A 25,101-nucleotide genomic window follows, 5' to 3' on the forward strand; every position below is an offset into this window, starting at 1 on the left:
CCGGCATGACCCTGATCTCCCTCCTGCGGCAGGGCATGGTGCTCTCGCTCGGCTGGGTGGTCTGCGCCGCGATGGCGCTGACCCATTACGGCTTCCTCTGGGCCCTGCTGCTGCTCATCATCTGGGCCGCGCTGCTTGTGCGTTTCCAGCGCAGCACGGTCGAACACGCCAAGTCCATCGCCGCCAAGCTGCAAGGCACCAAATCATGATCCGCCTCTATGGCACGCCGAAATCCCGCGCCTTCCGCTGCATCTGGGCCGCCGAGGAGGCGGGCCTGCCCTATGAGCTGATCCCCCTCGGCTTCGGCCCTGGCATGAAGGCGCCCGCGCATCTCAAGCTGAACCCGAACGGCAAGATCCCCGCCATGGAGGATGGTGCGCTGGCCCTGTTCGAGAGCCTCGCCATCAACCTGCACCTTGCGGCCAAGGCCGGCCCGCCACTCATGCCCCTGGGCGACGATGCGAGCCGCGTCCTGCAATGGACGCTCTGGGCCGCGACCGAGGTCGAGCCGGCCGCGATGCAATGGGCCTACAACACCTACATCCGCCCAGCGGCCGAGCGCGATCCCGGCCAGGCCGCCGCCGGCGCCGCCGGGCTGAACGCGCGGCTCGATGTGCTCGAGGGACAATTGGGCGCGCAATCCTGGCTGCTGGGCGAGACCTACACCATCGCCGACTGCAACCTGGCCGGCGTGCTCTACGGCGCCTGGGCCAACAAGTTCGACCTGGGCGGCCATACGCGGGTGAAGGCCTGGCTCGAGCGCTGCCTCCACCGGCCGGCGGCGCTGGCCGCGCGGGCGCTGCGCGAAGCCCCGTGACGGGCCTGATCGAGACGGCGCGCCGGCTGGACGCGCTGGGCTTCATGCCGAGCAAGTCCGGCAATGTCTCGATCCGCATCGAAGGTGGCTTCCGGATCACCCCATCGGGGCTGCCCTATGCGGCCCTGACCGAGGCGGACCTTGTGGACCTGGGGCTGGATGGCCGCGTTCTGGCGGGCGCACGGCGCCCCTCCTCCGAATGGCGCCTGCATGCCGAGGTCTATGCGGCCCGACCCGAGGCCGCGGCGATCGTCCACACCCACAGCCCGCGCGCCACCGCGCTCTCCTGCGCGCGGCGCGGCCTGCCGCCCTTCCACTACATGATCGCGCTCGCCGGCGGTGACGACATCCGCTGCGCCGCCTATGCCACCTTCGGCACGGCAGAGCTGGCGCTCTCCGCGATTCCCGCGCTGGAGGGGCGCCGCGCCTGCCTGCTCGCCAATCACGGCGTGGTCGCGCTCGGCACCTCCCTGGCCGCGGCCGAGACGCTGGCGCGCGAGGTGGAGAACCTGGCCGGCGAATACCTGGACCTGCTGGCCGCGCGGCTGGAACCCGTCCTGCTCACGCCCGAGGAGATGGTGGCGGTGACGGCGCAGTTCGGCGGCTATGGGCGGCTGCGCTGACGCCGCGTGAATTCGTCGCAACCTTCCAGGAACTGCTTGCTTTTGCGTTTCGCGGATTGAGAATTCCGCTTGTTTTTTGACGCCAGAAGCAACGGAAGAGACATGACCCTGCGCCGGATCCTTTTCGCCGCCCTGCTGTGCATGGGCTTCGCCGGGGCCGCCAACGCCCAGTGCGATACCAGCTTCACCCTGATCAACCGCTCCGGCGCCACGGTGCAGGAATTCTACTTCGGCAGCAGCGCCCAGCGGGAATGGGGCGTGGACCAGCTCGGGACCAATGTGCTGGTCAACGGCCAGAGCATGCGCTTCCGCGCCCGCAATGCCGGCGCCAACGACTTCAAGATCGTCTGGGCCAATGGCGACACGGCGGAGCTGATGCGCATCGACATCTGCGTCACCAGCGAGATCGTGGCGACGCGGCGCGGCATCGAGGCGCGCTGAGCATCAACCAGGCCCTGGCCCGTCCGCGGCCAGGCTCACACTCCCCTTCTGCCACGGTCTGTCCGGCGGGCGTCATCCCGTCTCCGCCGGCGGCCATTCCGAAAGAGACCACATGTCCTTCCGCCGCCTCATCCTCGCCGCCGCCCTCACGGCCGGCCTCAGCTCCGTCGCCCAGGCCCAGTGCGACCGGCGCTTCACCCTGAACAACCAGTCGGGCACCACCATCAGCCAGTTCTATTTCGGCTCCAGCGCCCAGCGTGCCTGGGGCGCCGACCAGCTCGGCTCGAACGTGCTGCCAAACGGCCGCAGCGTCCGCTACGAGACCCGCCACTCCGGCCGGAACGACTTCAAGGTGGTCTGGGCCAATGGCCAGACGGCCGAGCTGATGAACATCGACATCTGCGCGACGAGCGAGATCGTCGCCACGCCGCGCGGAATCGTCGCGCGCTGAGACCAGCGGCGCGCGGCCTTGGGGCCGCGCGCCGCCCGCCTTCAGTAGCCTTCCTTCAGCAGCGGGAAGGCGCTGTGCACGTTTGGGAACACCACCGGCGGCGCGCCGAGATGCACATGGCCGCGCGTGAGCTGGGCGAAATTGTTCACCCCCGTCAGGCCCAGCGCCTTGATCACCTCATCCTCCAGGATCTCCAGCAGGCGCTCGATCCCGTCCGCCCCTTCGGCGGCGAGGCCGTAGAGGTAGAGGCGGCCCAGGCCGACCCAATCGGCCCCCAGCGCCACCGCCTTCACGATGTCGGTGCCGCGGCTGAAGCTGCCATCCACCATGATCTTCGCACGGCCGGCGACGGCCTCCACCACCTCCGGCAACACGTCGAGCGAGCCGCGCCCACCATCGAGCTGCCGCCCGCCATGGTTGGAGACGTAGATCACGTCCACGCCATGCTCGCAGGCGATGGCCGCGTCCTCACCGGTGCCGATGCCCTTCAGGATCAGCGGGATCTTGTGCTTCTCCTTGAAGCGCGCGACCTCGCGCCAGGAAAGCGCGGCCTGGTGGTCCATGCCGGTATTGGCGGCGCGCCAGGTCTTCACGAAGCGCTTGGCGATGTCGCGTTCGCGGCGCGAATAATGCGCCGTGTCCACCGTCATGCAGAAGGCGTCATAGCCGCTATCCACCACGCGGCGGACATAGTCGTCCACGAAGGCGTCATCCCCGCGCACATAGAGCTGGAAGACCTTGGGGCCCTTCGATGCCTCAGCGCAGACCTCGAGGCCGGGCTGGCTCACGCTCGAGAGCATATAGGGCACGCCGAAGGCGCCAGCCCCCTTCGCCACGCTCACGCCGCCGCCCGGCTCGAAGCTCTCGAGCGAGCCGACCGGCGCGCAGAACACCGGCAGGCGGATGCGATGGCCGAAGAAATCCACGCTCGCATCCACCTTGGACACGTCGTTCAGCACGCGCGGGCGGAGCGCTGCGGTGTCGATCGCCATGCGGTTGCGCGCGAGCGTCGTCTCGGTCTCGGTGCCGCCCACCAGGTAGTCCCAGACATTGGCGTTCAGCTTGATCTTCGCGGCCTTCACGAATTCGTGCAGGACCTGGTAGCGTTCCTCGAAATTGCGCATCGCTTCTCTCCGCGTCGGTTGCCGCAAAACTAGCTTGTGCGGATGAATTCGGAACCCCCCCTCTCGCCGTTCCGCGCATCCGGCGCGACAATCGCGGCGACAGAGGGAGAGCCACATGAACGCCACCGAACGCCGTAACCGCGCCCGCGCCATTCTCGCGGGCCATGCCTGCATCCACCCGGCCTCGGTGCATGATCCGCTCTCGGCCCGCATCGCCGAGGAGCTGGGCTTCGAGCTCGGCATGTTCGCGGGCTCCACCGCCTCGCTGGCCATCCTGGGCGCGCCGGACCATATCCTGATCACGCTGACGGAATTCGCGACGCAGGCCCGGCGCATCACCCGCGCCGGTACGCTGCCGCTCGTCGTGGATGCCGACCATGGCTATGGCAATGCGCTGAACGTGCAGCGCACAGTGGAGGAGCTTGAGGTCGCCGGCATCGCCGCCATGTCCATCGAGGACACGGACCTGCCCCGCCCCTTCGGTGCCGCCAAGCCGCGCCTGATCTCGATTGAGGAGGGGGTGGGCAAGATGCGCGCCGCGGTCGCCGCGCGCGTGGATTCCAGCCTTTGCATCTTCGCCCGCACGGGGGCCATGAACGTCACCAGCCGCGACGACTGCCTGGCCCGCATCAAGGCCTATAACGACTGCGGCACGGACGGAATCTTCCTGACGGGCGTCACAACCCGCGCGGAACTCGACGCGGCGGCGGAAGTGGCGAAGCAGCCGCTCATCCTCGGCACGCTCAGCCCCGAGATCACCGACCGCGAATATCTGGCGAGCCGCGGCGTGCGCATCGCACTCCAGGGCCATGCGCCGAGCCAGGCGGCGGCCCAGGCCATCCATGCGACGCTGAAGGCGCTGCGCGAGGGGGTGCAGCCCGCCGAACTGAAGGGCCTGCCGGAGAAGGGCGCCATGGCCCGCTGGACGCGCGAGGCGCCCTATTCCGAGGCGATGAAGCGGTTTCTGGATTGACCGTCATCGATGCCACCGATCGGTGGCATCGGCGCATTTCGGTCGCGCGCGGGTCCTTGCCCCCGCTATCCTCCCGCCCGCAAGCGCGGAGGGTTTGGATGTGCTGAAGGAACGGCGCGGTGGCGCCTTCATCGCCGGTGCGGCGGTGGGGGCCATCCTGGCGGGTGGGGTCGCCCTTGCCCAGGGCCAGCAGGTGCTTCAGGGGCAGAGCTACGCCGTGGCGCGCGGGCAGACCGCGACCCTGTTCTGCGCGACCTCGAACGGCGCGCCCCAGCCCCGTGGCGCACCGCTCGTCCAGCAGGCTCGCATCGCGGTCGGCACCACCGCGAATGTCGCGGTGGTGCACGTCACCTGCTTCGACTGACGGCGTCAGGCCCGCCGAATGTTCCAGAAGAGCGGCGGCTGGCCCTTGAGCAGCCCCGTGAGGTTCCTCCGGATCGCCGTCGGCTGGTAGTACATGCCGGTCGGCACATAGGGCACCTCGTCGAAGGCGATGCGCTGCATCTCCGTCGTCGCCGCCTTCTCCGCCGCCTCGTTCGGCGCGTTGAACCAGGCGTCGCGCTGCGCCTCGATGGCCGGGATGGTGGGCCAGCCGGGCCAGGCATTCTCGCCATTGCCGCGGATCGAGGCATGGTTCGCCGGGTTCCAGTGGTCCACGCCCGACCAGAAGGTGAAGAAGCCCGACCAGCCGCCCTGCTCCAGCGGATTGCGGCTGGCGCGGCGGGCCACCAGCGTGCCCCAGTCCGTGCTCACCAGGTCCACGTTGAAGCCCATCCGGCGGAACAGGTCCGCACCCACCAGCGTCGCCGCATTGATGGAGGAGAGGTCCGTCGCGTTCAGCAGCACGAGGCGCTGGCCGATGGCACCCGCCGCCTGCAACTCGGCGCGCGCCGCGTCCACGCTCTTGCGCATCCGCTCCATGCTGACATTGCTGGCCGACGGGCTCTCGGGGGCGAAGTAGCCGATGCCCTCGCGCCGCAGGTCCGGCCGGCCCTCGATGCCGGAGGTGCCGATCACCGCCGTCATGAAGTCGGTCTGGTTGATCGCCGTCAGCACGGCGCGGCGCACGGCCGGGTTGTTGAAGGGCGCGGTCAGGTGGTTCGGGCGGAAGATGCCGATCAGGCCCGTGCCGTTGATGATGTCCACCCGCACGTTGCGCGCGGCCGCCCCCCGCAGGAAGAGCGGGAAGAGATCCGCCGTCGGCTGCTCCCACCAGTCGATCTCACCCGATTGCAGCGCGGCGGAGGCCGTCGCGGGGTCGGGCATGATGTGCCACTCGACGCGGTCGAAATGCGTGACCTTTCCGCCGGCCGTCATCGAGGCATTGCCCTGGCGCGGCACGTAGTCGGCGTTGCGCGCATAGGCGAGGCGCGAGCCCGGCACCCATTCGTTCTGGATGAAGCGATAGGGCCCGCTGCCCACGGCCTCGGTGATGTTCGTGAACGGGTCCACATTCGCCAGCCGCTCGGGCATGATGAACAGGCAGGACGTGGTCACCTTGCTGATGCATTCCAGCATCTTCGGGAACGGCGTGTTCAGCCGGATGGTGAAGACGCGGTCGCTCACCTCGGTCATGTCCGCCACGCGGCTCATCAGCACCTGGCCGAAGGCATCGCGGCGACCCCAGCGGCGGATGGAGGCGATGCAGTCCCGCCCGCGCACCGGCGAGCCGTCGTGGAACTTCAGGTTCTCGCGCAGGGTGAAGCGCCACAGCAGGCCGTCATTCTCGACCACGTGGCCCTCGGCCATCTGCGGCTGCGGGCGGAAATTCTCATCCATGCCGTAGAGCTGGTCATAGACCAGGAAGGCATGGTCGCGCGCCACGAAGGCGGTGTTGGTGAAGGGGTCGATGTTCGGCAGGTTGGCGTGCGGCACATAGCGCAGCACGCGGTTCTGCGCGGGCTGGGCCATGGCGGGGGCCGCGAGGGATGCGGCGGGCAGCGCGGCCGCGCCGGCCAGGATCTGGCGACGTTGGATCATCGAGTGTCTCCCGAGGGTTTGTGACGGGAGCCTAGCAGGGGTTCCGGCCCTGTCTCTAGCCGGAGGGCCATGATCCCCAGGTATTCCCGGCGGCCCGGGCCGGGCCGCGCGGCGCCGGGGATCACCGCGCCGCGCTTTTCCCGGCCAGGCGGGCTTTCGGACAAATGCCCGACGGCCGGATGCCGCGAGGCGCCAGGCGGGCCGGGGCGAAGGCGGCGACGTTCCGAAATCCAAACGATGCGCCCGGAAGGGCCGCCCGCCCCTTTCGCGGGGTCATGGGCGGCGGAGGGAGCGGGGCGGCTTCGCATCCCTGGAAGATAATCCTAATTTCAGAAAAATGCCAGCGAAACCCTGCGCCACCCCCGGAAAAGCCCGGTGGCTCAGCCGGTAGGCGCCTCAGCCGCTGAAGATCCCGGCCGGCACATGGTTGAACTCCGCCGCATCCTCCACCGCCGAACCCTCCCAGGCCGCCGCCGCCGCGCCGCAGACCGGAAGCCCCGCGCCCACCTGCCCGGCCAGCGCCAGGGCCAGGCGCAGATCCTTGCGCATCAGCCCCGCGGTGAAGCCCGAATCGAAGCTTCCGCTCGCAATCCAGCGCGGCCAGTTCACTTCGGTCGCGGCCGAGCGGCCAGAGGCGGCGTTGATCACAGGCAGGATGGCCTCGGGCGGCACGCCGGCGCGGTCGGCCATGCGCAGCGCCTCGGCCGCGGCGGCGAGATGCGTCGCCACCAGCAGGTTGTTGGCGAGCTTCGCCACCTGCCCTGCCCCGCTCGCGCCCACGTGCGTGATGCGCGCGGCCAGCAGCAGCAGCGAGGGGCGCACGCGCGCCAAGGCCGCGGCCGAGCCGCCCACCATCATCGCAAGCTGGCCCGAGGCGGCCCCGGCCGGCCCACCCGAGACCGGCGCGTCCAGATAGGCGACGCCCGCCGCATCGGCCTGGCCGGCGAAGCCCTGCGCCGCGCCCGGCTCGGTGGTCGAGGTGTCGGCGATCACGGCACCGGGCGGCAGGTGCGGCAGCAGCGCCGCCAGCACCGCCCCCACCGCGCCCGCATGCGGCAGGGAGAGGATCACGAGCGGCGCCGCCACCCCCGCAGGCGTCGCGCAGGCGATGGCCCCGGCCGCGCGCGCCGCCTCGCGCCGCCCGGGGTCGAGGTCGAAGCCCAGCACCCCCTGCCCTTCCGCCCGGAGGCGCCGCAGCATCGCGCCCCCCATCTGCCCAAGGCCCACCAGACCGATCATCGCCACCCCGTGTCCCCGCTGCGGCCTTGCCGCGCCATTTCCGCGCAGAAGCTTAATCCGCCGCCGCAATTGCGCCATGCGGCGGCGCGAGAAGCCCCCTCATGCGCGCGACGATCGAACAATTCCTCCGCTTCGGCGTGGTGGGCACGGTGGGCTTCGTGGTGGATGCCGGCGTGCTGCTCGGCATGATGGCACTGGGCCTCGGCCCCTATGGCGGGCGCGTCGTCTCCTACCTCGTCGCCGCCAGCACCACCTTCGCGCTGAACCGCGCCTGGACCTTCCGCTCCGCCCGGCGCGATGCGCCCGTGGCCGCGCAATGGGGCCGCTTCGTGCTGCTGAACCTCGCCGGCTTCGCCGCCAATTACGGCACCTATGCCGCCCTGGTGGCCGGCGTGCCGCTGGTCGCCGCCCATCCGGTGCTGGGCGTCGCGGCGGGCTCCGTCGCGGGAATGTTCATCAATTTCGGCCTGTCCCGCCGCTTCGTCTTCGGCAACGGATAGCGTTTGGCTTCCGGGGCATCCAGGCGTATCCTCATTCGCGCCTGATGGGCCAATGACCCGGAATCAGAGACGAAAGAACCGCCGTGACACCGCCCACGACCCGCCGGGTCCTCGCCGGCATCGCCCTCGCCGCCGCGCCCGCCGCGCTGGTCCAGGCGCAGCCGGCACCGCTGCAATTCGGCGTCATGCCCAATGTCAGCGCCCGCATCCTGCTCGGCCAGTACCAGCCCTTCCGCGGCTTCCTGGAGCAGGAGCTCGGCCGCCAGGTCGAGGTGGTGACCGCGCCCGGCCTGCAGGCCTTCCATGAGCGCAGCGTGGCCGGCGCCTTCGGCCTGGTCGTCACTGCCGCCAATCTGGGCCGCGTCGCGCAGCTCGATGCCGGGCTGCAGCCCATCGCCATCTATGAGCCGCGGATTCCCGGCCTGATCGTCACCCTGCGCGCCCGCCCCGTCACCAGCGCGACCGAGCTGCGCGGCACGACGGTTGCCATGACCAACCCGCAATCGCTGGTCGCGCTGAAATTCATCCACTGGGCGCGTGCCCAGGGCATCGAGATCGGCCGTGACGCGCAGGCGACGCATGCCCGCAATGAGGATAGCCTGGCCCAGCTGCTCAATACGGCCGAGACGCGGGCCGCCGTGATGAGCCAGGGCGAGTTCAACGCCATCCGCCCCGACATCCGCGAGAACCTGGCCATCTGGCAGGTCTTCATCCGCGTGCCGGGCTTCCTCATGCTGCTCGGCCCCCGCACGCCGGAGGCGGAGGCGGCGCGCGTCACCGCGGCGCTTGCCCGCTTCCCCGGCAGCCTCCAGGGGCGCGAATTCTTCACCGCGACCGGCTTCAACAACATCCGCCCCGTCACCCCGGCCGACCTCGCGGAGCTGGACGACGTGGTGGAGGAGACCCGCGCCTTCCTGCGCGGCGCCTGATTGCGCGCCGGGGGCCGACACATGCGCATGTCGCTCCGGATCAAGCTTTTCGCGCTCGCCGCCTCGGCCCTGCTGCTGCTGGCCGGCGTCCTCACCTTCATGCAGGACCGCCTCGTGCTGCGCGTGCTCGAGGCGGAGCTGCATGCCCGCGCCATCGCCGTCTGCCCCATCCTCGAGGCCGCGCTCGCCACCCCGCTGGCGGAGCGTGACTACGCCACGGCGCAGGCCGTGCTGCGCGAAGGCGTGGCCTCGGGCAGCTTCGCCCACATGGTGCTGCTGGATGCGCGCGGGCAGCTCATCGCCAGCGAGGGCTGGTCCTTCGGCGACGGCATGCCCCAGCCCGGCCGCTTCACCATGGCCAATGGCGAGCAGCGGCAGCTCTACAGCGTGCCCATCGCGCTGGCCGGCCAGCAGCTGGGCATGATGCATTTCGGCCTCTCGCGCGGGCCGCTCCAGGCGGCGCACCAGGCGCTGCTCCTGGGCGCGCTGGTTGTCGGGCTGATCTCCCTCGCGCTGCTCGTCCCCCTCGTCGAGATCGGCCACCGCATGCTCTTCCTGCCGATGCGCCGGCTGGAGGCGGCCGCCGCGCGCATCCGCGACGGCGACTACGACATCACCCTCAAGCCGCAGGGCCAGGACGAGGTGGCGCGGCTGACCCTGGCCTTCACCCAGATGGCCGATGCGATGCGCGCCCGCCTGCGCGCCCTGATGGCAAGTGAGGCGGCCCCGGCGGTGCTGCTCGAGAATGCCCGCATCCGCGAGATCGACCTGCGCGAGGCGCGCGACCGGGCCGAGGTCGCCAACCGCGCGAAGAGCGAATTCCTCGCCAATATGAGCCATGAGCTGCGCACGCCGCTCAACGGCATCCTCGGCATGGCGCAGGTGCTCGACCACCCCGACCGCCCGGCGGAGGACCGCGAGGCGATCGCCGCCATCCTCGATTCGGGCCAGCAATTGCTGCGCCTGATCAATGACGTGCTGGAGCTGTCGCTGTTCGAGACGGGCGGCACGGTGCTGCGCCCGGTGCTGGTCCCGGCGCGCGGCCTCTTCGCGCCGGCGCTGGCGCCCGCCGCCGCCGCCGCCCGCCGCAAGGGCCTGGCCTGGAGCCTCGACATCGCGCCCGACCTGCCGCCGTCGCTCCGCGCCGACCCTGCGCGCATCACGCAGCTTCTGGGCCACCTGGCCGACAATGCGGTGAAGTTCACCGAGGCCGGCGAGATCGCGGTCAAGGTCACCTGGACGCAGCGCGAGGCCACGCGCGGGACGCTGCGCGTCGAGCTGCGCGACACCGGCATCGGCATCCCGCCCGCGCTGCGGCCGCGCCTGTTCCTGCGCTTCAGCCAGGCGGAGAGCAGCAGCACGCGGCGCTATGGCGGGATCGGGCTTGGCCTCGCCATCTGCCGCCACCTGACGGAGCTGATGGATGGCGTCATCGGCTTCGACAGCACGCCGGGCCAGGGCAGCGTCTTCTGGTTCGAAATCCCGCTGCCGACGGCGTGAGGCGGGGTATGGGCGGGGAGAAGAATGGTCGGAGTGAGAGGATTCGAACCTCCGGCCCCCGCGTCCCGAACACGGTGCTCTACCAGGCTGAGCTACACTCCGACGCCTGTGCAGCGCGTCTTAGCCGCATGGCGCGCCCTCGGCAAGCCGGGGTCTTGCAGAAGCCGGGAAACCGGAATCTTATATTTTCTCATTCCTTCGGAGAGATCGCATGAAGCTTTGGATGGCAGGCCTCGGCATGGCCGCATTGATGGGTGCGACCCCCGTGCTGGAGGCGATGGCGCAGCCCAGCCCGGCTGCGATCGTCACGGAGCGCCGCGAGGGCTTCAAGGCCGCGGGCGACAACATGACCGCCATCGCCGCCGTGGCCCGCGCGGGCGGTGACCCGCGCGGCACGGTGGAGCGCATCGCCGCCGTCCAGGCCTGGTTCGCCACCGCCGGCACGCGCTTCCCGGCCGGCACGCAGCAAGGCGCGCCGGGGATCGACACCCGCGCCCTGCCCGCCATCTGGACGGACCGCGCCACCTTCGACACCGCGATGGCCGCCATGGGCCCGCGCCTGACCGCGCTGCGCGAGGCCGCGGCCTCCGGCAATGTCGCCAATTTCCAGGCCGCGGTGCAGGCCACCGGTGCGGCCTGCGGCGATTGCCACCGCCCCTTCCGGGCGCGCTGACTCGGCGGATTCACGCGTCAGGGCGAAGCAGCCCTGAGGCGATCCGACGCGAGGATCTCCCCCGCCGTCTCGTCCGGCAGGAAGAAGAAGCTGAAGATGTAGGGGTCCGACGCCGCGAAGACCGCGGGATCGGGGCTCGCCACCTGCATCCGCGCGGCGTCGAATTCGGCCATCGGCCGCAGCGCCCCCGCATGCCAGAAGAAACCCGCATAGCCGAGCGCCGCGAGCAGCGCCGGCACATCCCGCGTGCTGCCCCGGCGGTGCCGCTCCTCGATCTCGATCGAGAGCACAGGGCGTGAGCGCGTCAGCGTGCGCCGCGCCCCCTCCAGCACCTCCTGCTCGGCCCCTTCCGCATCAAGCTTGATCGCCGTCACCTCGCGGAGGTCGAGGCTGTCGAGCGGAATGACGCGGACGCGATGCGCCTCGGTCGTCACACTGCGATGCTCGGCGTAGTCCTTGCTGATACTGGCCCATTGCTCCTGCGCCACGCCGTCCAGCACGGGCAGGGTCAGCACCGCCTCGCCCTCGGCGGCGCCCAGCGCCTCGGCATGCAGGGTCACATGCGGGGGCACCGCGCCGAATGCCGCCACGAGCGCCGCGCCGAGCCGCGCCATGGCCGCGGGCAGCGGCTCGAAGGCATGCACGTGGCTTCCCGGCAGCTTCGCGAAGGGGATGGTCAGCAGCCCGTCATGCGCGCCGATGTCCAGCAGCACGCCCGGCCGGTGCAGGGCGCGGTGGAAATCGAGTTCCTCCATCAGAGGCTCATCACGCCCCGCGAGACGGGCACGACGCCACCGCCGACGCGCACGCGGATCGTGCCGTCCATCTCGCGCCGCGCCGCGAGCACGAGCAGGCTCGGCCGGCCGACATCGGCGCCCTGCTCCACCTCCAGCGCCAGCGCGGAGCCACCGGCGAGCTGCAGCAGAAGCCCGGCCAGCGCGACATTGGCGCCGCCCGTCGCCGGGTCCTCCACCACGCCGTTCAGCGGCGCGAACATCCGCGCGCGCCTGCGCCCCACGCCGAGCGGCGTGTGCAGCAGCAGGCCGACCGGCGGGCTCGCCAGCGGGCCGAAGCATTGCCGCATGGCCAGGATGTCGGGCGTGGCCGCCGCCAGCAGCTCCAGATCCTCCACCTCGGCGATGGCGAAGGGCGCGCCGCAGCCGGCCATCAGCGGCGGATGCGCGTTCACATGGATCGCCTCCACCGGCAGGGCGGCGCAGGCGGCGATGGCCGCGCGGTCGAAGGAGACGCCAAGCGTCAATGGCCGCGGCGCCTCGATCTCGGCCGCCACGGGCAGCCCGCCCGCGCCGCGCGTGAGCCAGGCCGTCACATGTCCCGCCGGCTGCTCGAGGATGAGCTGGTCCCCCTCATGGCCGATGCGCCGCGCGATCATCACCGCGGCCCCGACATTGGGGTGGCCGGCGAAGGGCAGTTCCATCCCGGGCGTGAAGATGCGCAGCCGCACATCCGCGGGCTCGCGCTCGGGCGGCAGGACGAAGACGGTCTCGCTCAGGTTGAATTCGCGCGCGATGGCCTGCATCGCCTCCGCCTCCAGCCCATCCGCGCCATAGACGAGCGCCAGCGGGTTGCCGCCGAAGCGGCTGGTGGTGAAGACGTCGCAGGTTTCGAATTCAACGTCCATCGAGCGCGTCCCTGATCGCCTGGTTCATGCGCCGCACCCCGGCGGCGGCCCCCTCGGGATGGTTCCACACCGCACCCACCACCGCCAGGAAATCCGCACCCGCCTGCACGAGCGGCGCGCAATTCTCCGCCGTGATGCCGCCGATCGCCACCGAGGGCACTTCCATCAGCTCGCTCCACCAGGCGAGCAGCTCGGGATCGGCAACATGCTGCGTCTCCTTCGTGTTGGTCGGGAAGAAGGCGCCGAAGGCGACGTAGTCGGCCCCCATCTCGCCCGCCGTCATCGCGAGGTGGCGCGAGGCGTGGCAGGTGATGCCAAGGATCTTGCCCGAGAGCAGCATGCGCGCGCCCGCATGGTCGCCATCGGACTGGCCGAGATGCGCGCCGTCGCAGCCCATCTCGGCGGCGAGCGGCGCGTCGTCATTCAGCAGGAAGGCGACGTCGCGCTTCTGCGCGATGGGCATCAGGCGCGCGATGGCGCGCTTCACCTCGTCGCGCGGCGCATCCTTCAGGCGCAGCTGCAGGCAGGCGACATCGCCCGCATCGAGTGCGGCGGCGAGGTGATCCTCGAAGCCGGCCGGCAGGACGGGGGGCGTGATGAGGTAGAGGCGGCAGCGTTCATCCATGCCCCTGTGTCGCGCGGCCCGGCGCATTTGGGAAGCAGGCGCCGTCAGCACCGCGCGGCGAGCCACAGCGCCGGCACCACGCCCAGCTCCATCCCGAGCGCCAGCAGATGCGGCCAGGGCGGCACGCCCTCGGCCGCCACGCCCAGCGCCCGGGCGGCCCCGCCCAGCACGAAGATCGCGCAGAGCGCCGAGAAGAGCGCGCCGCGCCGCCGCAGATCTCCCGCGCACCAGAAAGCGCAGAGCCCCAAGCCCAGCAGCAGCCCCGAGAGGTAGCGCAGATGGCTGCCCGTCGCGGCACCGCCCGCCTCACCCAGCGCGGCCACGCCGAACAGCGCCCCCGCCCCTCCGCCGAGGATGGGAACGAGTGAGGCGAGGCGGATGGCAAGGACGAGCATGCCAGCATGACGCGCGACGGGGCCCGATGGATGCAGCCCGCGCCGATATCGCGCGTTCCCCCCGCTCAACGCAGGGAGGCCGCAGCATGGATTGGCAGGGAATCATCCGGGAGCTCCTGGGCCCCGGCGTGGGGCCGGGGCAAGGCGCGCGGCTGCCCGGCAGCCCGGGACAGGGCGGCGGGTTGGCGGAACTGCTGGGCAGCGCCGCGGGCGGCGGCGGCACGCTGGGCCAGTTGCTGCAACGCATCCGCCCGCCCATGGGGGGTGCGGCTGGCGCCGCGGCGGCGGGCGGGCTGCTCGGCTCGCTCATGGGTGGGCGGGGCGGCGGCGGCCTTCTGCGCATGGGCGGCATGGCCGCCATCGGCCTGCTGGCGCACCGCGCCTATGTGCAGTGGACGGCGCAGCAGGGCGGCGCCGCGCCGCAGACCGGTGAATTCGCCCGGCCCGAAGCGGAAGCGGCAAGCGGCCGGCCCTTCGGCCTCGTCCTCGTCCAGGCGATGATGGCCGCCGCCCGGGCCGATGGCACGATGGACCGCGACGAGCGCGAGCGCATCTTCGCCGAGGCCGAGCGCCTCGATCTCGACGCCGAGGGCAAGGCCGAGATGTTCCGCATCCTCGACACCGCGGCCGATCCCGAGGCCATCGCGCGCCTGGCCGACACGGAGGCGCAGAGGGCGGAAATCTACACCGCCTCGGCGCTGATCATCGGTGAGGCGGGGGCGGCCGAGCGCGCCTATCTGCAGGCGCTCTCCGGCGCGCTGGACCTGCCGCCCGGCCTCACCCAGCGGCTGGATGCCCAGCTGCGCGAGGCGGCGGCGCTGCCCGGGGCGGGCTGACGCGCTACTCCGCGAGCCAGGGCCCGAAATCCTGCCGCAGCGCCTCCATCACGCGCGGCGACAGGGGCGGGCCACCCTGCCTGGCCGCCGCCAGCGCCCGCAGCGCCTGCGCGCGGGGATCCCCCGGCGCGCGGCGCAGCGCCTCCGCCAGATCGGCCGAAGCGTCCCGCCCGGCCAGCAGGGCGAGGCCCGCCCGCGCCGTATAGGGCGCGGCGTCGCGCGGCCCGGCGGCGGCGATCGCGCGGGCCAGTTCCGCCCGCGCGCGGTCCAGCTCGCCCAGGCGGTGCAGCACCAGCGCGCGCTCGGCCATCAGGTCGGCGCGGCCCGGTGCCTCGCGCAGCCCGGCCTCATAGGCGGCGAGTGCCGCGCCGAACTCGTCCAGCGCGCGCCAGGCATTGCCGGCGGCAAGCTGCGCGGCGGGGTCCGCCAGCGCGGGGCCGGTGCAAAACAGCATGGCGCAGAGAATGCGGCGCATGGTGAACCTCCCTGCCCTCCATCCTGCCGAACCGCCCCTCACCCGCGCAAGGCGATGCCGGCGCCGAGCAGCAGCAGCCCGGCGAAGAAGACCCGCTTGAACGCCGCCTCGGAAAGCCGCCCGCGCAGCGCCGTGCCCAACGCCTGGCCCGCCAGCGCCGGCAGCAGCGCGAGGCTGGAGGCGAGAAGCTGTGCCCCCTCCAGCGCGCCGCTGCCGCCCAGCAGCAGGCCCAGCGCCAGCGTCGCGACGAGGAAGGCGAGGCCCAGCGCCCGCACCAGCTCATCACGCGCAAGGCCGATTCCCTGAAGCCAGGGCACGGCGGGCAGCACGAAGACGCCGGTCGCCGCCGTCAGCGCGCCGGTCAGCGTGCCGACCAGCGCGCCCGCCCGCTCCGGCCAGCGCGGCCGGATGGCGAGGAGGCCGAGCGCGCCATAGGCGGCCAGCGCCACGCCCAGCACCACCGCGCCGTAGCGCCCGCCGAAGCCACCCCAGGCGAGGCCGCCCAGCGCCGTGCCCAGCACCACGCCGGCCAGCATCGGCCAGAGCCGGCGCGTGAGCCGCCAGGCCTCCCGCGCGGGGGCGATCTGCACGAGGTTGGTGACGAAGCTCGGCAGCAGCAGCAGCGCCGCCGCCTGGGCGGGGCTGCCCAGCAGGCTGAGGAGCGCCATGGCGATGGTGGGCAGGCCGAGGCCGATCAGCCCCTTGCTGAAGCCGGCCAGCAGGAAGACGAGCGCGATGGCGGCGAGATGGAGTGCGGAATCGAACATGGCCCGAGGCTAGCGCCCCGGGCCATGCGAAGCTTCGGAAAGGCCCGAAAGGATCAGGCCTTGCCCTTGTAGATGTCGATGATGTCGGACAGCAGCTTCAGCGCCTCGTCCTTCGGGCGCTGGAAGGCGTTGCGGCCGACGATCGAGCCGTTGCCGCCACCGGCATGGATGGCGCGGACCTCGTTCAGCAGCGCGTCGGCGCCCTTGGCCTCGCCGCCCGAGAACACCACCAGGCGACGGCCGGCGAAGCAGGCCTGCACGATGTGCGCGATGCGCGCGGCCGCGTCCTTCACATCCACCGGATGCGACTGGTAGGTCTTCTTGGCCGCATCCAGGAAGACCGCGTCGGTCGGCGGCTTCACCTTGATGATGTGGGCGCCGGTCAGTGCGGCGATGTGCGCGGCATAGGCGGCGATGTCGAGCGCCGTCTCGCCCACCTTGTCCAGCATGGGACCACGCGGATAGGACCAGGTCACGACGGCGAGGCCGACCGCCTTCGCCTCGGCGGAGAGCTCGCGCAGCTCCTCCATCATCTCGAACTGGTATTCCGAGCCCGGATAGATGGTGAAGCCGATGGCCGAGCAGCCCAGGCGCAGCGCGTCCTGCACCGTCGCCGTCACCGCCTGGTCCTTGGTGGTGGAGAGGCTGTTGCTGCTGTTGACCTTCAGGATGGTCGGGATGCAGCCGGCATAGCTGCCGGCGGCCGCCTCGAGCGCGCCGAGCGGCGCGGCATAGGCGTTCAGCCCGGCCTCGATCGCCAGTTCGAAATGGTAGCGCGGGTCGTAGGCGGGCGGGTTCGGAGCGAAGCTGCGGGCCGGGCCGTGCTCGAAGCCCTGGTCCACGGGCAGGATGACCATGCGGCCGGTGCCGCCCAGCTTGCCGGTCATCAGGATGCGGGCGAGGTTGCCCTTGGTGCCGGGGTTGTCGCTCTCATACCACGAGAGGATGTCCTTGACCTTGCGCGTGAGCCGCATCGGGCGCTTCCTTTCCAACGAGTCGAAATTTCGGCGCTGGTCTAGGGCAGATCGAGCCAGCGTGCCAGATGCATCCGGCCCTGGGGCTTGCCGAAATCCACGCGCGCGAGGTCGAGAGCAGGCGGCGCCACTGGCAGCAGGGCGGCCCCCAGCCCCAGGGCCAGTTCCGCGAGCGGCGCGAAGGCGGGCAGGCCGGGCGCCAGCACCACGCGCGGAAACCCCGCCCGCAGCGCCGCCAGCGCATGGCCCGGCGCCGCCGCCGCATCGAGGATGGCCAGCGGCAGCGCGCCATGCGGCGTGAGCAGGGCCGCGAAGCCCGCGACACCCAGATAGCCCGCCGCCCCCGGTGCCGAGAGCAGGGCGATGGGCCGCCCCGCCGCCACCTCGAGCGCGAAGGCCACATCCCGCGCGCCATGCACGATCACGGCGCGCGCTCCCCGCGCGATGACAGCGCGCCCTTCCCGCGGTTGACCCTGAACCGGCTGCATGCGAACGCTTTCCCATGCAGAGCGCTGGCAGGTCCAGCACCCCGGAGCAGGCCTTGGACGCGAACGACATCACCCTTCTCGCCGCGGATCGGCTGGAAGCGGCCCTCGAGCGGTTGGCGGAAGCCCTGGAAGCCCGGGAGAGGTATCTGCACGAAGCGCGTGAGGCGGCCGTGCAGGCCGCGCGCGAGGCCGCCTTCGCCGAGGCCCGTGCCTCCGCCACGCCGCCATCGGCCGACATGGTCTCCCGCGCCGACATCGAACGGCTTTCCGCCCGGCTGGATGAGGCGCTGGGCAAGCTGCGCGCCCTGGTGGGCGACGAATCCGGCGCCGAGATCTGAGGAGGACGCCCATGGGCCAGGTCAACATCCGCGTGAACGGCTACAGCCACACCATCGGCTGCAAGGATGGCGAGGAGCAGCACGTCCAGGACCTCGTGGCGCAGATCGAGGAAAAGGTCCGCGTCATCCGCTCCATGGGCGGACAGTTCAGCGAATCGCGCATGCTGCTGCACGTGGCCCTGCTCTTCGCCGACGAGGCGAATGACCTGCGGATCGACCTCGCCCGCCTGCGCAGCCAGGGAACGTCCGGCGCGGCCCCCGCCGCGGCCGCCCCGGCCGCCACCGACCCCCGCCTGGCCGAGCGCCTCTCGCGCATCGCCGAGCGGATCGAGGGCATCGCCAGCGCCATCGAGAAGCCTTGAGGCAGCGGGCCGCGCGGCCAACCCGCGCGCCCCATGCCGCCCCGCCTCAGGCAAGGCGCAGCCTGAACCGGAGCGCCGCCATCAATTCGCGCAGCGCGGCGCCTCCCTCCAGCGGCGCCATGGCCCGGCGCATCAGCGCCTCGGGCGCCTGGCCCGCATGCACCATGGACCAGCGTGCGAAGACCCGCCGCGCCGCCGGATGCAGCGCGAGGCGGGTCACGTCGTGGTGGCGCGGATCGCGGGCGATGCGGGCGTAGAGCGCCTCCAGCGCGGCGCGCTCGCCCTCCAGCACCTGGGCGAACCAGCGGCGGCTGTGCAGCAGCGCGCCGGTGATCCCGGCTTCGGCATTATGGCGCTGCGCGACCTCGAGGATGGCCGCGAGGTCACGCGCGGCCTCCGCGCCGCTCGCGGCGGTGGCGCGGCTGACATAGGCCAGCCGGTGCAGCCCGCCCGGAACCGGCGGCAGGATCCGCTCCTCGGCGATCAGCGCCTCGCCCGCGGCGCGCAACAGCAGGGCGGCCCGCGCCCGCCCCGATGCGGAGGCGACCGCCGCCATCCCGAGGAAGGAGGCCCCCAGCGGCTGTGCGGCAGGGCGCTCCGCCTCGGGCGACGCGGGATCGGGGGTCGGCAGGGGCTCCGGGCAGCGCATCCGTTCCGGCTCGTTTTGATAGCGTATCATGCCGCGGAAGGGTGGGGCTGCGCCAGCCCCCTGACGGTCTTCCTTGCGTTTCGCACCCCCAGGGCCTACCTCTGCTGGGCGAGGCTGCCCGGTGCGTCAGGCTAGACATCCCCAGGGCCAATACGCATCTCCCGGGAACTGGCGCTGGTCGGGCCGTGGTCCGACTACCTGGTGCCCACCTGCTTATGGCAGGCCTTGGGAGGATGCAAACGCCAACGGCCAGGGCGGCTTCGCACCCATGACCAGGACGGGGGCTCGCTGTGCGGGCCCCCATCCTGGTCTTGGGTTGTTTTTGCCGCCCTCAGACGCCGGGCGGCCGCATCCGCGGCCTTGGCTCCGGATCGCTGAAGCGATCCGCCGGGCCTGTTCGGCCCGGATACCCCATGGTCATGCCCTCAGACGCCGGGCGGCCGCATCCGCGGCCCTGGCTCCGGATCGCTGAAGCGATCCGCCGGGCCTGTTCGGCCCGGATCCGCGGAGGGCGGCTCTGTCCTGTCTTTGATGGCTCCGGTGGCTGCCCGGGCGGGCGGGACTTCCGATCATTCCGGCTTGCGCTACATCTCCCCCATGACCGAAGCCCCTCTCCTCGCTGCCAAGGCCGAAGCGCGGCGCCTGGCGCTGGCGGCGCGGCGCGCGGAGCCGGAAGCCGGCCGGATGCTGCGCGATGTGATCCTGGCCGAAGCCCCGCCGCCATCCGGCGCGATCATCGGCGGCTTCTGGCCGATGGGCAGCGAGATCGACACCCGCCCCCTGCTCGAAGCCCTGCACGCGCGCGGCCATGTCATCGCGCTGCCGGTCACGCCGCCCCGCGGCAACCCGCTTCTCTTCCGCGCCTGGGCGCCCGGCATCACCATGGCGGAAGGGCCCATGGGCACCCGGCACCCGGCCGCGGGCGAGCCCATCACACCCGCCTGGCTCATCGTCCCGCTGCTCGCCTTCGACCGGACCGGCGCGCGCCTGGGCTATGGCGGGGGGTATTACGACCGGACGCTCACCCTGCTACGCGGCGCCAACCCCAGCCTCACCGCCATCGGCGTCGCCCATGCCGCGCAGGAGATCCCCCAGGTGCCGACCGGCCCGCATGACGCCCGCCTCACCGCCATCGCCACCGAGCGTGGGCTGATCCGCCCGTGAGGATCCTCTTCCTCGGCGACATCGTCGGCCGTTCGGGCCGTGATGCCCTGACCCAGCGCCTGCCGGCCCTGCGCGCCGGTCTCGACCTCGACCTGGTGGTGGTGAATGGCGAGAATGCGAGCCACGGCTTCGGCCTCGCCCCCGACATGGCGCGCGCCTTCCTCGCCGCCGGGGCAGACGCCATCACGCTCGGCAACCACGCCTGGGACCGGCGCGAGATCATCCCCTTCCTGGAGGAGGAGAAGCGCGTCATCCGCCCCGCGAATTTCCCGCCCGGCACGCCGGGCGCGGGCGCCGTGGTGGTGGAGGTGCGCGGCGGCCGGCGCGCGCTGGTGATGAATGTGATGGGCCGCCTCTTCATGGACCCGCTGGACGATCCGTTCCGCGCCGTCCAGGCCGAACTGCAGCGGCACGCGCTCGGCCGCACCATCCAGGCCGCCATCCTCGACGTGCATGCCGAGGCGAGCAGCGAAAAGCAGGCCTTCGGCCACAGCTTCGACGGCATGCTCAGCCTGGTCATCGGCACCCACACCCACGTGCCGACCGCCGACCACCAGATCCTGCCCGGCGGCACCGCCTACCAGACCGATGCCGGCATGTGCGGCGACTATGACAGCGTGATCGGCATGCAGAAGGGCGGCGCCGCGCTGCGCTTCTGGAAGAAGATGCCGGGCGAGAAGCTGGCGCCCGCCGAGGGCGAGGCCACCCTCTGCGGCCTCTACGTCGAGACGGATGACGCGACCGGCCTCGCCACCCGCGTGGCGCCGCTGCGCCAGGGCGGGCGCCTCAGCCAGCTCATGCCCTGACCGCCACGAGGTTGACGCCACCACGGCCACCTCCCTATACAGCCGCACGCCCGGGTTGGAGCTTCCTTCGCCGGCTCATGCCTTTTGACCCAAGCCTTCCTTTTGTTGAGATTCTCAGGAGCCTGCCGTGAAGCGCACCTATCAGCCCTCCAAGCTCGTCCGGAAGCGCCGGCACGGTTTCCGCGCCCGCACCGCCACCGTGGGTGGCCGCAAGGTGCTGGCCAACCGCCGCTCCAAGGGCCGCGCCAAGCTCTCCGCCTGATCCGTTGAGCCCCGCGGCGCGACAGGGAGGGCCAGCCATGCTCGGTCGCCTCAAGCGCCGCGCGGAATTCGTTCGGGCCGCCAAGGCCGGACGCAAGGCGGCGCGGGATTCCCTGGTGCTCCAGGCCCTGCCCCGCCCGGATGACGAAACGCGGCTGGGCTTCACCGCCACCAAGAAGATCGGCAATGCCGTGGCGCGGAACCGCGCCAAGCGCCGGCTGCGCGCGGCCGCCCGCCTGCATTTCGGCGCGCACCCTGCCCCGGGCTACGACCTTGTCCTGATCGCGCGCGACAGCACCGGCTCCTGCCCCTTCCCGGCCCTGCTCAACGACCTGCAATCCGCGCTGCGCAAGGCCGGCGTGCCATCCCGCCCATGAACCCCGGGACCGCCGTTCTGAAGGGCGCCGTCATCGCCTACCAGTGGACCCTGCGGCCCATCCTGGGCTGCAATTGCCGCTTCTACCCCTCCTGCTCCAGCTTCGCCGTCGAAGCGCTGACCGAGCATGGCGCGATCCGCGGCAGCTGGCTCTCCGCCCGGCGCGTCCTGCGCTGCAATCCCTGGCATCCGGGTGGCTACGACCCGGTCCCGCCCTCCCTGAATCGGCTGGCCGCGCGCGGCCCCGAAACCTGATCGAGACCCATGGACCAGAAGCGCCTCCTCGCCGCGATCGCCCTTTCGATCGGCATCCTGCTGACCTTCGAGGTCTATAACCGCTCGCAGAACCCGGTCCCCGTGGCGCCGCCGCCGGCCGCCAGCACGGCTGCCGTCCCGCTGCCCAGCACGCCGGCCACCCCGGGCGGCGCGGCCACCGCGCCGGGCGCCGCCAGCGTGACCGCCGCCCCCGCCGTGGCGCCGGCCCGCATGATCCCGGTCGAGAATCCGCGCGTGCAGGGCCGCATCTCCGCCCGCGGCCTGATGCTCGAATCCCTGATCCTCAAGGATTACCGCGAGACGATCGAGCGCAACTCGCCCCTCGTCACCCTGCTCGCCCCGCGCAACACGCCTGAGGGCTATTTCGGCCAATGGGGCTGGACCTCGGCGGATGGCCGCACCCGCGTGCCCGACAACGACACCGACTGGAACGTGACCGGCGGCCCGCTCACCGCCACCTCGCCCGTCACCTTCACCTGGGACAACGGCCAGGGCCAGGTCTTCGAGGCGGTGCTGAGCCTCGATGCCAACTACATGTTCCACATGCAGCAGCGGGTGCGGAACAACAGCGCCGAGCCCGTGCAGCTCCTCCCCTGGGCCCGCATCCGGCGCGAGCGCACGCCGCAGGTGGCCGGCTTCTTCATCCTGCATGAGGGCTTCATCGCCGTGCAGGATGGCCGCCTGACCGAGATCACCTACAGCGACGGCAAGAAGGAACAGACCGGCCCCCGCCGCGCCCAGGGCTCCGCCTGGGACAATGAGGCGGCCGAGGGCTGGGCCGGCCTCTCCGACAAGTACTGGCTGACGGCGCTGACCCGCGCCGATGACGGCACGCGCCTGCGCTCCGCCTTCCGCCACATCCAGGATGGCCCGATCGATCGCTGGCAGGTGGATGTGGCGCCGCCCGCCCCCGTCACCATTGCGCCGGGCGCCACGGACACGCTCGCCACGCGTCTCTTCGCCGGCGCCAAGGAAGTGCGCCTGCTCGATGACTACGCGACGCGCCTGCGCATCCAGGACTTCGACAAGGCGATCGATTTCGGCTGGTTCTACTTCATCACCAAGCCCTTCTTCTACGGGCTCGACTGGCTCTTCGTGCTCACCGGCAACATGGGCATCGCCATCCTGCTGTTCACGCTCGGCCTGAAGATCGCCTTCTTCCCGCTGGCGAACAAAGCCTACAAGAGCATGAGCCGCATGCGCCTGCTCGCGCCGAAAATGACCGAGATCCGCGAGCGGTATAAGGAAGAGCCGCAGAAGATGCAGGCCGAGATGATGAGCCTGTACAAGACCGAGAAGATCAACCCGGCCTCGGGCTGCCTCCCGATCCTGATCCAGATCCCGGTCTTCTTCGCGCTCTACAAGGTGCTCTTCGTCACCATCGAGATGCGGCATGCGCCCTTCTTCGGCTGGATCCAGGACCTCTCGGCGCCGGATCCGACCAACTTCTTCAACCTCTTCGGCCTGATCCCCTTCGATCCGCCGACCTTCCTGCACCTGCCGGCCTGGGCCATCGCCATGGGCCTGACGATGTACTTCCAGCAGAAGCTGAACCCGCAGCCGCCCGATCCGATCCAGCAGAAGATCTTCCAGTGGATGCCGGTGATCTTCACCTTCATGCTGGCCAGCTTCCCGGCAGGCCTCGTCATCTACTGGACCTGGAACAACCTGCTCTCCATCGGCCAGCAGTGGTACATCATGCGCCTGGACGCGAAGGCCCAGGCGGCCAAGCCACCCAGCCAGGGCGGGACCGGAGGCGGCGCGATCGCCGCGAAGAAATGAGCGGGCCGGCCCAGCCCGCCCTTCCGGCCGGTGGGCTGATCGAGGCACGGGACGAGGAAGAGCGCGCGGCCCTGATCGAGGCGGGCCGCCTGCTCTTCGCCCGCCCCTGCACCTTCTTCACCGCCGCCCAGGGCCTCGACCATCTGCCGCCGCCCGAGGGCATCGAGGTGGCGCTGGCCGGGCGCTCCAATGTCGGCAAATCCTCGCTGATGAACGCGCTCACCGGCCAGAAGGCGCTGGCGCGCGTCTCGGTCACGCCCGGCCGCACCAAGCAGCTCAATTTCTTCCGGCTCGACGAAGGGCCGCTCATGCTGGTGGACATGCCGGGCTATGGCTACGCCAAGGCCTCCAAGTCGGTGAAGGAGGATTGGCAGGGGCTGATGTTCGACTACCTGCGCGGCCGCCCCAATCTTCGCCGCATCCTGCTGCTGATGGACAGCCGCATCGAGACGAAGGCCTCCGACACCGCCGTGATGGACTTGCTGGATCGCGCCGCCGTGCCCTTCCAGCTCGTGCTCACCAAGGCCGACAGCGTGAAGCCCGCCCAGCTCAAGGCCCGCCAGGCCGAGATCGAGGCGCTGGCCCGCAAGCACCCGGCGGGCCACCCGCTCGTCATCACCACCAGCAGCGAGACCGGCCTCGGCATGCCCGAATTGCGGGCCGAGCTTGCGGCGCTGGCGGCTTGACGCTCCCCTGAACGCGGCCGATTAGCGCAGGCAAATCTTCGAGGACCAGCCCCATGGATGACGCCATCGCGCAGATGCAGACGCTGATCGGCGCGCTGCCCTACCTCAAGCGCTATGACGACCAGATCGTCGTGGTGAAATACGGCGGGCACGCCATGGGCGAGGAGGAGACCGCGCTGCGCTTCGGCCGCGACATCGCGCTGCTGGAGCAGGTCGGCGTGAACCCCGTGGTGGTGCATGGCGGCGGCCCGCAGATCAACGCGATGCTCGGCCGCCTCGGCGTGAAATCCACCTTCGTGCAGGGCCTGCGCGTGACCGACCAGCAGATGGTCGAGGTGGTCGAGATGGTCCTCTGCGGCACGGTGAACAAGCAGGTGGCGGAATCCATCACCCGCGCCGGTGCGCTCGCCGTCGGCATCTCGGGCAAGGATGGCGGCCTCGTCACCGCGCGCCGCGCGTCGCGCGTGGTGAAGAATCCCGAGACCAACCAGGAGGAGGTGCTGGACCTCGGCCTGGTGGGCGAGCCCGAGAGCGTCGACACCCGCGTGCTGAAGCTGCTGATGGGGGCCGACATCGTCCCCGTCATCGCGCCGCTCGGCGTCGGCCGGGACGGGCAGACCTACAACATCAACGCCGACACGGTCTCGGGCGCCATCGCCGGCGCGCTGCGGGCCGAGCGCATGCTGATGCTCACCGACGTCGCGGGCGTGATGGACGCGAACAAGAAGTTCATCACCGAGATGACGGTGGCCGAGGCGCGCGCCGGCATCGCCGAGGGCTGGATCGCGGGCGGCATGATCCCGAAGGTCGAGACCTGCATCTATGCCGTGGAACAGGGTGTGAAGGGGGCCGTCATCCTGGATGGCCGCGTGCCGCATGCGGTCCTGCGCGAACTCTTCACCGATGGCGGGGCTGGGACGCTCATCAAGCCCTGAGCCTCGCCCAGGGG

Annotated in this window: 34 protein-coding genes, 1 tRNA gene and 1 other RNA gene; 23 read left to right on the forward strand and 13 right to left on the reverse strand. The window is 71.3% G+C overall.

The genetic code is table 11. The annotated features are described in order from the left end of the window. Positions 1-5: 5 nt before the first annotated feature. The 5 genes from R9Z33_RS19065 (at position 6) to R9Z33_RS19085 (ending at position 2,332) form a co-directional block, all read left to right on the forward strand. On the forward strand, positions 6-209 hold the full coding sequence (locus R9Z33_RS19065) for a hypothetical protein (RefSeq protein ID WP_318648144.1): 204 nt from the start codon (positions 6-8) through the stop codon (positions 207-209). After that, complete coding sequence (locus R9Z33_RS19070) at positions 206-817, forward strand: glutathione S-transferase family protein (RefSeq protein WP_318648145.1); 612 nt, start codon at positions 206-208, stop codon at positions 815-817. Before R9Z33_RS19065 ends, R9Z33_RS19070 begins: the two co-directional genes overlap by 4 nt. Then, the gene (locus R9Z33_RS19075) at positions 814-1,440 is read left to right on the forward strand and encodes a class II aldolase/adducin family protein (RefSeq protein WP_318648146.1); all 627 of its coding nucleotides are present in this window, start codon (positions 814-816) and stop codon (positions 1,438-1,440) included. The genes R9Z33_RS19070 and R9Z33_RS19075 overlap by 4 nt, the downstream gene beginning before the upstream one ends. Positions 1,441-1,542: 102 nt before the next feature. Continuing rightward, a complete protein-coding gene (locus R9Z33_RS19080; RefSeq protein ID WP_318648147.1) occupies positions 1,543-1,881 on the forward strand; it encodes a hypothetical protein in 339 nt (112 codons plus the stop codon). A 112-nt stretch (positions 1,882-1,993) separates the two neighbouring features. Then, entirely contained in the window at positions 1,994-2,332 is a 339-nt protein-coding gene (locus tag R9Z33_RS19085) for a hypothetical protein (RefSeq protein ID WP_318648148.1), read from the forward strand. Positions 2,333-2,373: 41 nt separating this feature from the next. On the opposite strand, the gene R9Z33_RS19090 is transcribed toward R9Z33_RS19085, so the two are convergent. Then, complete coding sequence (locus R9Z33_RS19090; protein WP_318648149.1) at positions 2,374-3,456, reverse strand: alpha-hydroxy acid oxidase; 1,083 nt, start codon at positions 3,454-3,456, stop codon at positions 2,374-2,376. Between the two features lie 115 nt (positions 3,457-3,571). Here R9Z33_RS19090 and R9Z33_RS19095 point away from each other — a divergent pair, with 115 nt between their 5' ends. Further along, the gene (locus R9Z33_RS19095; protein ID WP_318648150.1) at positions 3,572-4,429 is read left to right on the forward strand and encodes an isocitrate lyase/PEP mutase family protein; all 858 of its coding nucleotides are present in this window, start codon (positions 3,572-3,574) and stop codon (positions 4,427-4,429) included. 100 nt (positions 4,430-4,529) lie between these two features. Beyond that, entirely contained in the window at positions 4,530-4,793 is a 264-nt protein-coding gene (locus tag R9Z33_RS19100; protein ID WP_318648151.1) for a hypothetical protein, read from the forward strand. A gap of 5 nt (positions 4,794-4,798) precedes the next feature. Here R9Z33_RS19100 and R9Z33_RS19105 read toward each other — a convergent pair whose 3' ends face one another. After that, entirely contained in the window at positions 4,799-6,406 is a 1,608-nt protein-coding gene (locus R9Z33_RS19105; RefSeq protein ID WP_404830691.1) for an ABC transporter substrate-binding protein, read from the reverse strand. A gap of 399 nt (positions 6,407-6,805) precedes the next feature. Then, positions 6,806-7,648: an NAD(P)-dependent oxidoreductase gene (locus R9Z33_RS19110; protein WP_318651675.1), complete on the reverse strand. Its 843-nt coding sequence runs from the start codon at positions 7,646-7,648 to the stop codon at positions 6,806-6,808. A gap of 101 nt (positions 7,649-7,749) precedes the next feature. Here R9Z33_RS19110 and R9Z33_RS19115 point away from each other — a divergent pair, with 101 nt between their 5' ends. From R9Z33_RS19115 to R9Z33_RS19125, 3 genes are all read left to right on the forward strand, one after another. Beyond that, positions 7,750-8,148 (forward strand): GtrA family protein, encoded by a 399-nt coding sequence (locus R9Z33_RS19115; protein WP_318648153.1) that lies wholly within the window; start codon positions 7,750-7,752, stop codon positions 8,146-8,148. Positions 8,149-8,231: 83 nt separating this feature from the next. Further along, on the forward strand, positions 8,232-9,077 hold the full coding sequence (locus R9Z33_RS19120) for a phosphate/phosphite/phosphonate ABC transporter substrate-binding protein (protein ID WP_318648154.1): 846 nt from the start codon (positions 8,232-8,234) through the stop codon (positions 9,075-9,077). 21 nt (positions 9,078-9,098) lie between these two features. After that, on the forward strand, positions 9,099-10,577 hold the full coding sequence (locus tag R9Z33_RS19125; protein ID WP_318648155.1) for a sensor histidine kinase: 1,479 nt from the start codon (positions 9,099-9,101) through the stop codon (positions 10,575-10,577). Between the two features lie 25 nt (positions 10,578-10,602). On the opposite strand, the gene R9Z33_RS19130 is transcribed toward R9Z33_RS19125, so the two are convergent. Continuing rightward, positions 10,603-10,679 (reverse strand) — tRNA-Pro (locus tag R9Z33_RS19130). A 109-nt stretch (positions 10,680-10,788) separates the two neighbouring features. On the opposite strand from R9Z33_RS19130, the gene R9Z33_RS19135 reads away from it, so the two are divergent. Next, positions 10,789-11,250, forward strand: a complete 462-nt coding sequence (locus R9Z33_RS19135; protein ID WP_318648156.1) for a c-type cytochrome — start codon at positions 10,789-10,791, stop codon at positions 11,248-11,250. 17 nt (positions 11,251-11,267) lie between these two features. On the opposite strand, the gene R9Z33_RS19140 is transcribed toward R9Z33_RS19135, so the two are convergent. Genes R9Z33_RS19140 through R9Z33_RS19155 form a run of 4 tightly spaced genes read right to left on the reverse strand, consistent with a single transcriptional unit; the run spans position 11,268 to position 13,912 of the window. Next, on the reverse strand, positions 11,268-12,005 hold the full coding sequence (locus R9Z33_RS19140; RefSeq protein ID WP_318648157.1) for an FkbM family methyltransferase: 738 nt from the start codon (positions 12,003-12,005) through the stop codon (positions 11,268-11,270). Next, positions 12,005-12,892, reverse strand: a complete 888-nt coding sequence (locus R9Z33_RS19145; protein WP_318648158.1) for a PhzF family phenazine biosynthesis protein — start codon at positions 12,890-12,892, stop codon at positions 12,005-12,007. Before R9Z33_RS19145 ends, R9Z33_RS19140 begins: the two co-directional genes overlap by 1 nt. After that, a complete protein-coding gene (thiE, locus tag R9Z33_RS19150; RefSeq protein ID WP_318648159.1) occupies positions 12,882-13,517 on the reverse strand; it encodes a thiamine phosphate synthase in 636 nt (211 codons plus the stop codon). The genes R9Z33_RS19145 and thiE overlap by 11 nt, the downstream gene beginning before the upstream one ends. A 44-nt stretch (positions 13,518-13,561) precedes the next feature. Further along, a complete protein-coding gene (locus R9Z33_RS19155; protein ID WP_318648160.1) occupies positions 13,562-13,912 on the reverse strand; it encodes a DUF4345 family protein in 351 nt (116 codons plus the stop codon). An 86-nt stretch (positions 13,913-13,998) separates the two neighbouring features. Here R9Z33_RS19155 and R9Z33_RS19160 point away from each other — a divergent pair, with 86 nt between their 5' ends. After that, the gene (locus tag R9Z33_RS19160) at positions 13,999-14,748 is read left to right on the forward strand and encodes a tellurite resistance TerB family protein (protein WP_318648161.1); all 750 of its coding nucleotides are present in this window, start codon (positions 13,999-14,001) and stop codon (positions 14,746-14,748) included. Between the two features lie 4 nt (positions 14,749-14,752). On the opposite strand, the gene R9Z33_RS19165 is transcribed toward R9Z33_RS19160, so the two are convergent. The 4 genes from R9Z33_RS19165 to R9Z33_RS19180 are packed head-to-tail and all read right to left on the reverse strand — an operon-like array spanning position 14,753 to position 17,389. Further along, positions 14,753-15,223 (reverse strand): hypothetical protein, encoded by a 471-nt coding sequence (locus R9Z33_RS19165; protein ID WP_318648162.1) that lies wholly within the window; start codon positions 15,221-15,223, stop codon positions 14,753-14,755. A 38-nt stretch (positions 15,224-15,261) separates the two neighbouring features. Further along, complete coding sequence (locus tag R9Z33_RS19170; protein ID WP_318648163.1) at positions 15,262-15,990, reverse strand: sulfite exporter TauE/SafE family protein; 729 nt, start codon at positions 15,988-15,990, stop codon at positions 15,262-15,264. A gap of 53 nt (positions 15,991-16,043) precedes the next feature. Next, positions 16,044-16,964 carry a class I fructose-bisphosphate aldolase gene (locus tag R9Z33_RS19175; protein WP_318648164.1) on the reverse strand — a complete coding sequence of 307 codons (921 nt, stop codon included), beginning with the start codon at positions 16,962-16,964 and terminating at the stop codon, positions 16,044-16,046. Between the two features lie 41 nt (positions 16,965-17,005). After that, a complete protein-coding gene (locus tag R9Z33_RS19180) occupies positions 17,006-17,389 on the reverse strand; it encodes a hypothetical protein (protein ID WP_318648165.1) in 384 nt (127 codons plus the stop codon). Positions 17,390-17,505: 116 nt separating this feature from the next. Here R9Z33_RS19180 and R9Z33_RS19185 point away from each other — a divergent pair, with 116 nt between their 5' ends. Together R9Z33_RS19185 and R9Z33_RS19190 are read left to right on the forward strand one after the other, a co-directional pair. Further along, positions 17,506-17,790, forward strand: a complete 285-nt coding sequence (locus tag R9Z33_RS19185) for a hypothetical protein (protein ID WP_318648166.1) — start codon at positions 17,506-17,508, stop codon at positions 17,788-17,790. Between the two features lie 11 nt (positions 17,791-17,801). Next, a complete protein-coding gene (locus R9Z33_RS19190; RefSeq protein WP_318648167.1) occupies positions 17,802-18,152 on the forward strand; it encodes a cell division protein ZapA in 351 nt (116 codons plus the stop codon). A gap of 46 nt (positions 18,153-18,198) precedes the next feature. Here R9Z33_RS19190 and R9Z33_RS19195 read toward each other — a convergent pair whose 3' ends face one another. Then, positions 18,199-18,831 carry a BLUF domain-containing protein gene (locus R9Z33_RS19195; RefSeq protein WP_318648168.1) on the reverse strand — a complete coding sequence of 211 codons (633 nt, stop codon included), beginning with the start codon at positions 18,829-18,831 and terminating at the stop codon, positions 18,199-18,201. A 78-nt stretch (positions 18,832-18,909) separates the two neighbouring features. Here R9Z33_RS19195 and ssrS point away from each other — a divergent pair. The 9 genes from ssrS (at position 18,910) to argB (ending at position 25,087) form a co-directional block, all read left to right on the forward strand. Continuing rightward, positions 18,910-19,066: non-coding RNA, 6S RNA (gene ssrS, locus R9Z33_RS24840), on the forward strand. A gap of 332 nt (positions 19,067-19,398) precedes the next feature. Next, positions 19,399-19,965 carry a 5-formyltetrahydrofolate cyclo-ligase gene (locus R9Z33_RS19200; protein WP_318648169.1) on the forward strand — a complete coding sequence of 189 codons (567 nt, stop codon included), beginning with the start codon at positions 19,399-19,401 and terminating at the stop codon, positions 19,963-19,965. Then, positions 19,962-20,771 (forward strand): TIGR00282 family metallophosphoesterase, encoded by an 810-nt coding sequence (locus tag R9Z33_RS19205; protein ID WP_318648170.1) that lies wholly within the window; start codon positions 19,962-19,964, stop codon positions 20,769-20,771. Before R9Z33_RS19200 ends, R9Z33_RS19205 begins: the two co-directional genes overlap by 4 nt. Before the next feature lie 127 nt (positions 20,772-20,898). Next, positions 20,899-21,033, forward strand: a complete 135-nt coding sequence (gene rpmH / locus R9Z33_RS19210) for a 50S ribosomal protein L34 (RefSeq protein WP_131547129.1) — start codon at positions 20,899-20,901, stop codon at positions 21,031-21,033. Between the two features lie 37 nt (positions 21,034-21,070). After that, the gene (gene rnpA / locus R9Z33_RS19215; protein WP_318648171.1) at positions 21,071-21,409 is read left to right on the forward strand and encodes a ribonuclease P protein component; all 339 of its coding nucleotides are present in this window, start codon (positions 21,071-21,073) and stop codon (positions 21,407-21,409) included. Continuing rightward, a complete protein-coding gene (gene yidD, locus R9Z33_RS19220; RefSeq protein ID WP_213614933.1) occupies positions 21,406-21,663 on the forward strand; it encodes a membrane protein insertion efficiency factor YidD in 258 nt (85 codons plus the stop codon). Before rnpA ends, yidD begins: the two co-directional genes overlap by 4 nt. A 9-nt stretch (positions 21,664-21,672) precedes the next feature. After that, positions 21,673-23,466, forward strand: a complete 1,794-nt coding sequence (gene yidC / locus R9Z33_RS19225) for a membrane protein insertase YidC (protein WP_318648172.1) — start codon at positions 21,673-21,675, stop codon at positions 23,464-23,466. Beyond that, on the forward strand, positions 23,463-24,152 hold the full coding sequence (yihA, locus tag R9Z33_RS19230; protein ID WP_318648173.1) for a ribosome biogenesis GTP-binding protein YihA/YsxC: 690 nt from the start codon (positions 23,463-23,465) through the stop codon (positions 24,150-24,152). Before yidC ends, yihA begins: the two co-directional genes overlap by 4 nt. A 53-nt stretch (positions 24,153-24,205) precedes the next feature. Then, positions 24,206-25,087, forward strand: coding sequence for an acetylglutamate kinase (gene argB, locus R9Z33_RS19235; protein ID WP_318648174.1), 882 nt, complete (start codon positions 24,206-24,208; stop codon positions 25,085-25,087). Positions 25,088-25,101 lie beyond the last annotated feature (14 nt).

It is taken from the genome of Sediminicoccus rosea (genome assembly GCF_033547095.1).
GTDB classification, from domain to species: Bacteria; Pseudomonadota; Alphaproteobacteria; order Acetobacterales; family Acetobacteraceae; genus Roseococcus; species Roseococcus rosea.

What these genes read in the sequence shown, in the direction of transcription:
- R9Z33_RS19145 (WP_318648158.1), bottom strand. Translation starts at nt 12,892, where the DNA reads ATGGACGTTGAATTCGAAACCTGCGACGTCTTCACCACCAGCCGCTTC.
- thiE (WP_318648159.1), bottom strand. Translation starts at nt 13,517, where the DNA reads ATGGATGAACGCTGCCGCCTCTACCTCATCACGCCCCCCGTCCTGCCG.
- R9Z33_RS19115 (WP_318648153.1), top strand. Translation starts at nt 7,750, where the DNA reads ATGCGCGCGACGATCGAACAATTCCTCCGCTTCGGCGTGGTGGGCACG.
- R9Z33_RS19110 (WP_318651675.1), bottom strand. Translation starts at nt 7,648, where the DNA reads ATGATCGGTCTGGTGGGCCTTGGGCAGATGGGGGGCGCGATGCTGCGG.
- R9Z33_RS19175 (WP_318648164.1), bottom strand. Translation starts at nt 16,964, where the DNA reads ATGCGGCTCACGCGCAAGGTCAAGGACATCCTCTCGTGGTATGAGAGC.
- R9Z33_RS19065 (WP_318648144.1), top strand. Translation starts at nt 6, where the DNA reads ATGACCCTGATCTCCCTCCTGCGGCAGGGCATGGTGCTCTCGCTCGGC.
- rnpA (WP_318648171.1), top strand. Translation starts at nt 21,071, where the DNA reads ATGCTCGGTCGCCTCAAGCGCCGCGCGGAATTCGTTCGGGCCGCCAAG.
- R9Z33_RS19160 (WP_318648161.1), top strand. Translation starts at nt 13,999, where the DNA reads ATGGATTGGCAGGGAATCATCCGGGAGCTCCTGGGCCCCGGCGTGGGG.
- yidC (WP_318648172.1), top strand. Translation starts at nt 21,673, where the DNA reads ATGGACCAGAAGCGCCTCCTCGCCGCGATCGCCCTTTCGATCGGCATC.
- argB (WP_318648174.1), top strand. Translation starts at nt 24,206, where the DNA reads ATGGATGACGCCATCGCGCAGATGCAGACGCTGATCGGCGCGCTGCCC.
- R9Z33_RS19170 (WP_318648163.1), bottom strand. Translation starts at nt 15,990, where the DNA reads ATGTTCGATTCCGCACTCCATCTCGCCGCCATCGCGCTCGTCTTCCTG.
- R9Z33_RS19090 (WP_318648149.1), bottom strand. Translation starts at nt 3,456, where the DNA reads ATGCGCAATTTCGAGGAACGCTACCAGGTCCTGCACGAATTCGTGAAG.
- R9Z33_RS19070 (WP_318648145.1), top strand. Translation starts at nt 206, where the DNA reads ATGATCCGCCTCTATGGCACGCCGAAATCCCGCGCCTTCCGCTGCATC.
- R9Z33_RS19095 (WP_318648150.1), top strand. Translation starts at nt 3,572, where the DNA reads ATGAACGCCACCGAACGCCGTAACCGCGCCCGCGCCATTCTCGCGGGC.
- R9Z33_RS19200 (WP_318648169.1), top strand. Translation starts at nt 19,399, where the DNA reads ATGACCGAAGCCCCTCTCCTCGCTGCCAAGGCCGAAGCGCGGCGCCTG.
- R9Z33_RS19155 (WP_318648160.1), bottom strand. Translation starts at nt 13,912, where the DNA reads ATGCTCGTCCTTGCCATCCGCCTCGCCTCACTCGTTCCCATCCTCGGC.
- R9Z33_RS19135 (WP_318648156.1), top strand. Translation starts at nt 10,789, where the DNA reads ATGAAGCTTTGGATGGCAGGCCTCGGCATGGCCGCATTGATGGGTGCG.
- R9Z33_RS19195 (WP_318648168.1), bottom strand. Translation starts at nt 18,831, where the DNA reads ATGATACGCTATCAAAACGAGCCGGAACGGATGCGCTGCCCGGAGCCC.
- R9Z33_RS19125 (WP_318648155.1), top strand. Translation starts at nt 9,099, where the DNA reads ATGCGCATGTCGCTCCGGATCAAGCTTTTCGCGCTCGCCGCCTCGGCC.
- yidD (WP_213614933.1), top strand. Translation starts at nt 21,406, where the DNA reads ATGAACCCCGGGACCGCCGTTCTGAAGGGCGCCGTCATCGCCTACCAG.
- R9Z33_RS19080 (WP_318648147.1), top strand. Translation starts at nt 1,543, where the DNA reads ATGACCCTGCGCCGGATCCTTTTCGCCGCCCTGCTGTGCATGGGCTTC.
- yihA (WP_318648173.1), top strand. Translation starts at nt 23,463, where the DNA reads ATGAGCGGGCCGGCCCAGCCCGCCCTTCCGGCCGGTGGGCTGATCGAG.
- R9Z33_RS19140 (WP_318648157.1), bottom strand. Translation starts at nt 12,005, where the DNA reads ATGGAGGAACTCGATTTCCACCGCGCCCTGCACCGGCCGGGCGTGCTG.
- R9Z33_RS19085 (WP_318648148.1), top strand. Translation starts at nt 1,994, where the DNA reads ATGTCCTTCCGCCGCCTCATCCTCGCCGCCGCCCTCACGGCCGGCCTC.
- R9Z33_RS19190 (WP_318648167.1), top strand. Translation starts at nt 17,802, where the DNA reads ATGGGCCAGGTCAACATCCGCGTGAACGGCTACAGCCACACCATCGGC.
- R9Z33_RS19165 (WP_318648162.1), bottom strand. Translation starts at nt 15,223, where the DNA reads ATGCGCCGCATTCTCTGCGCCATGCTGTTTTGCACCGGCCCCGCGCTG.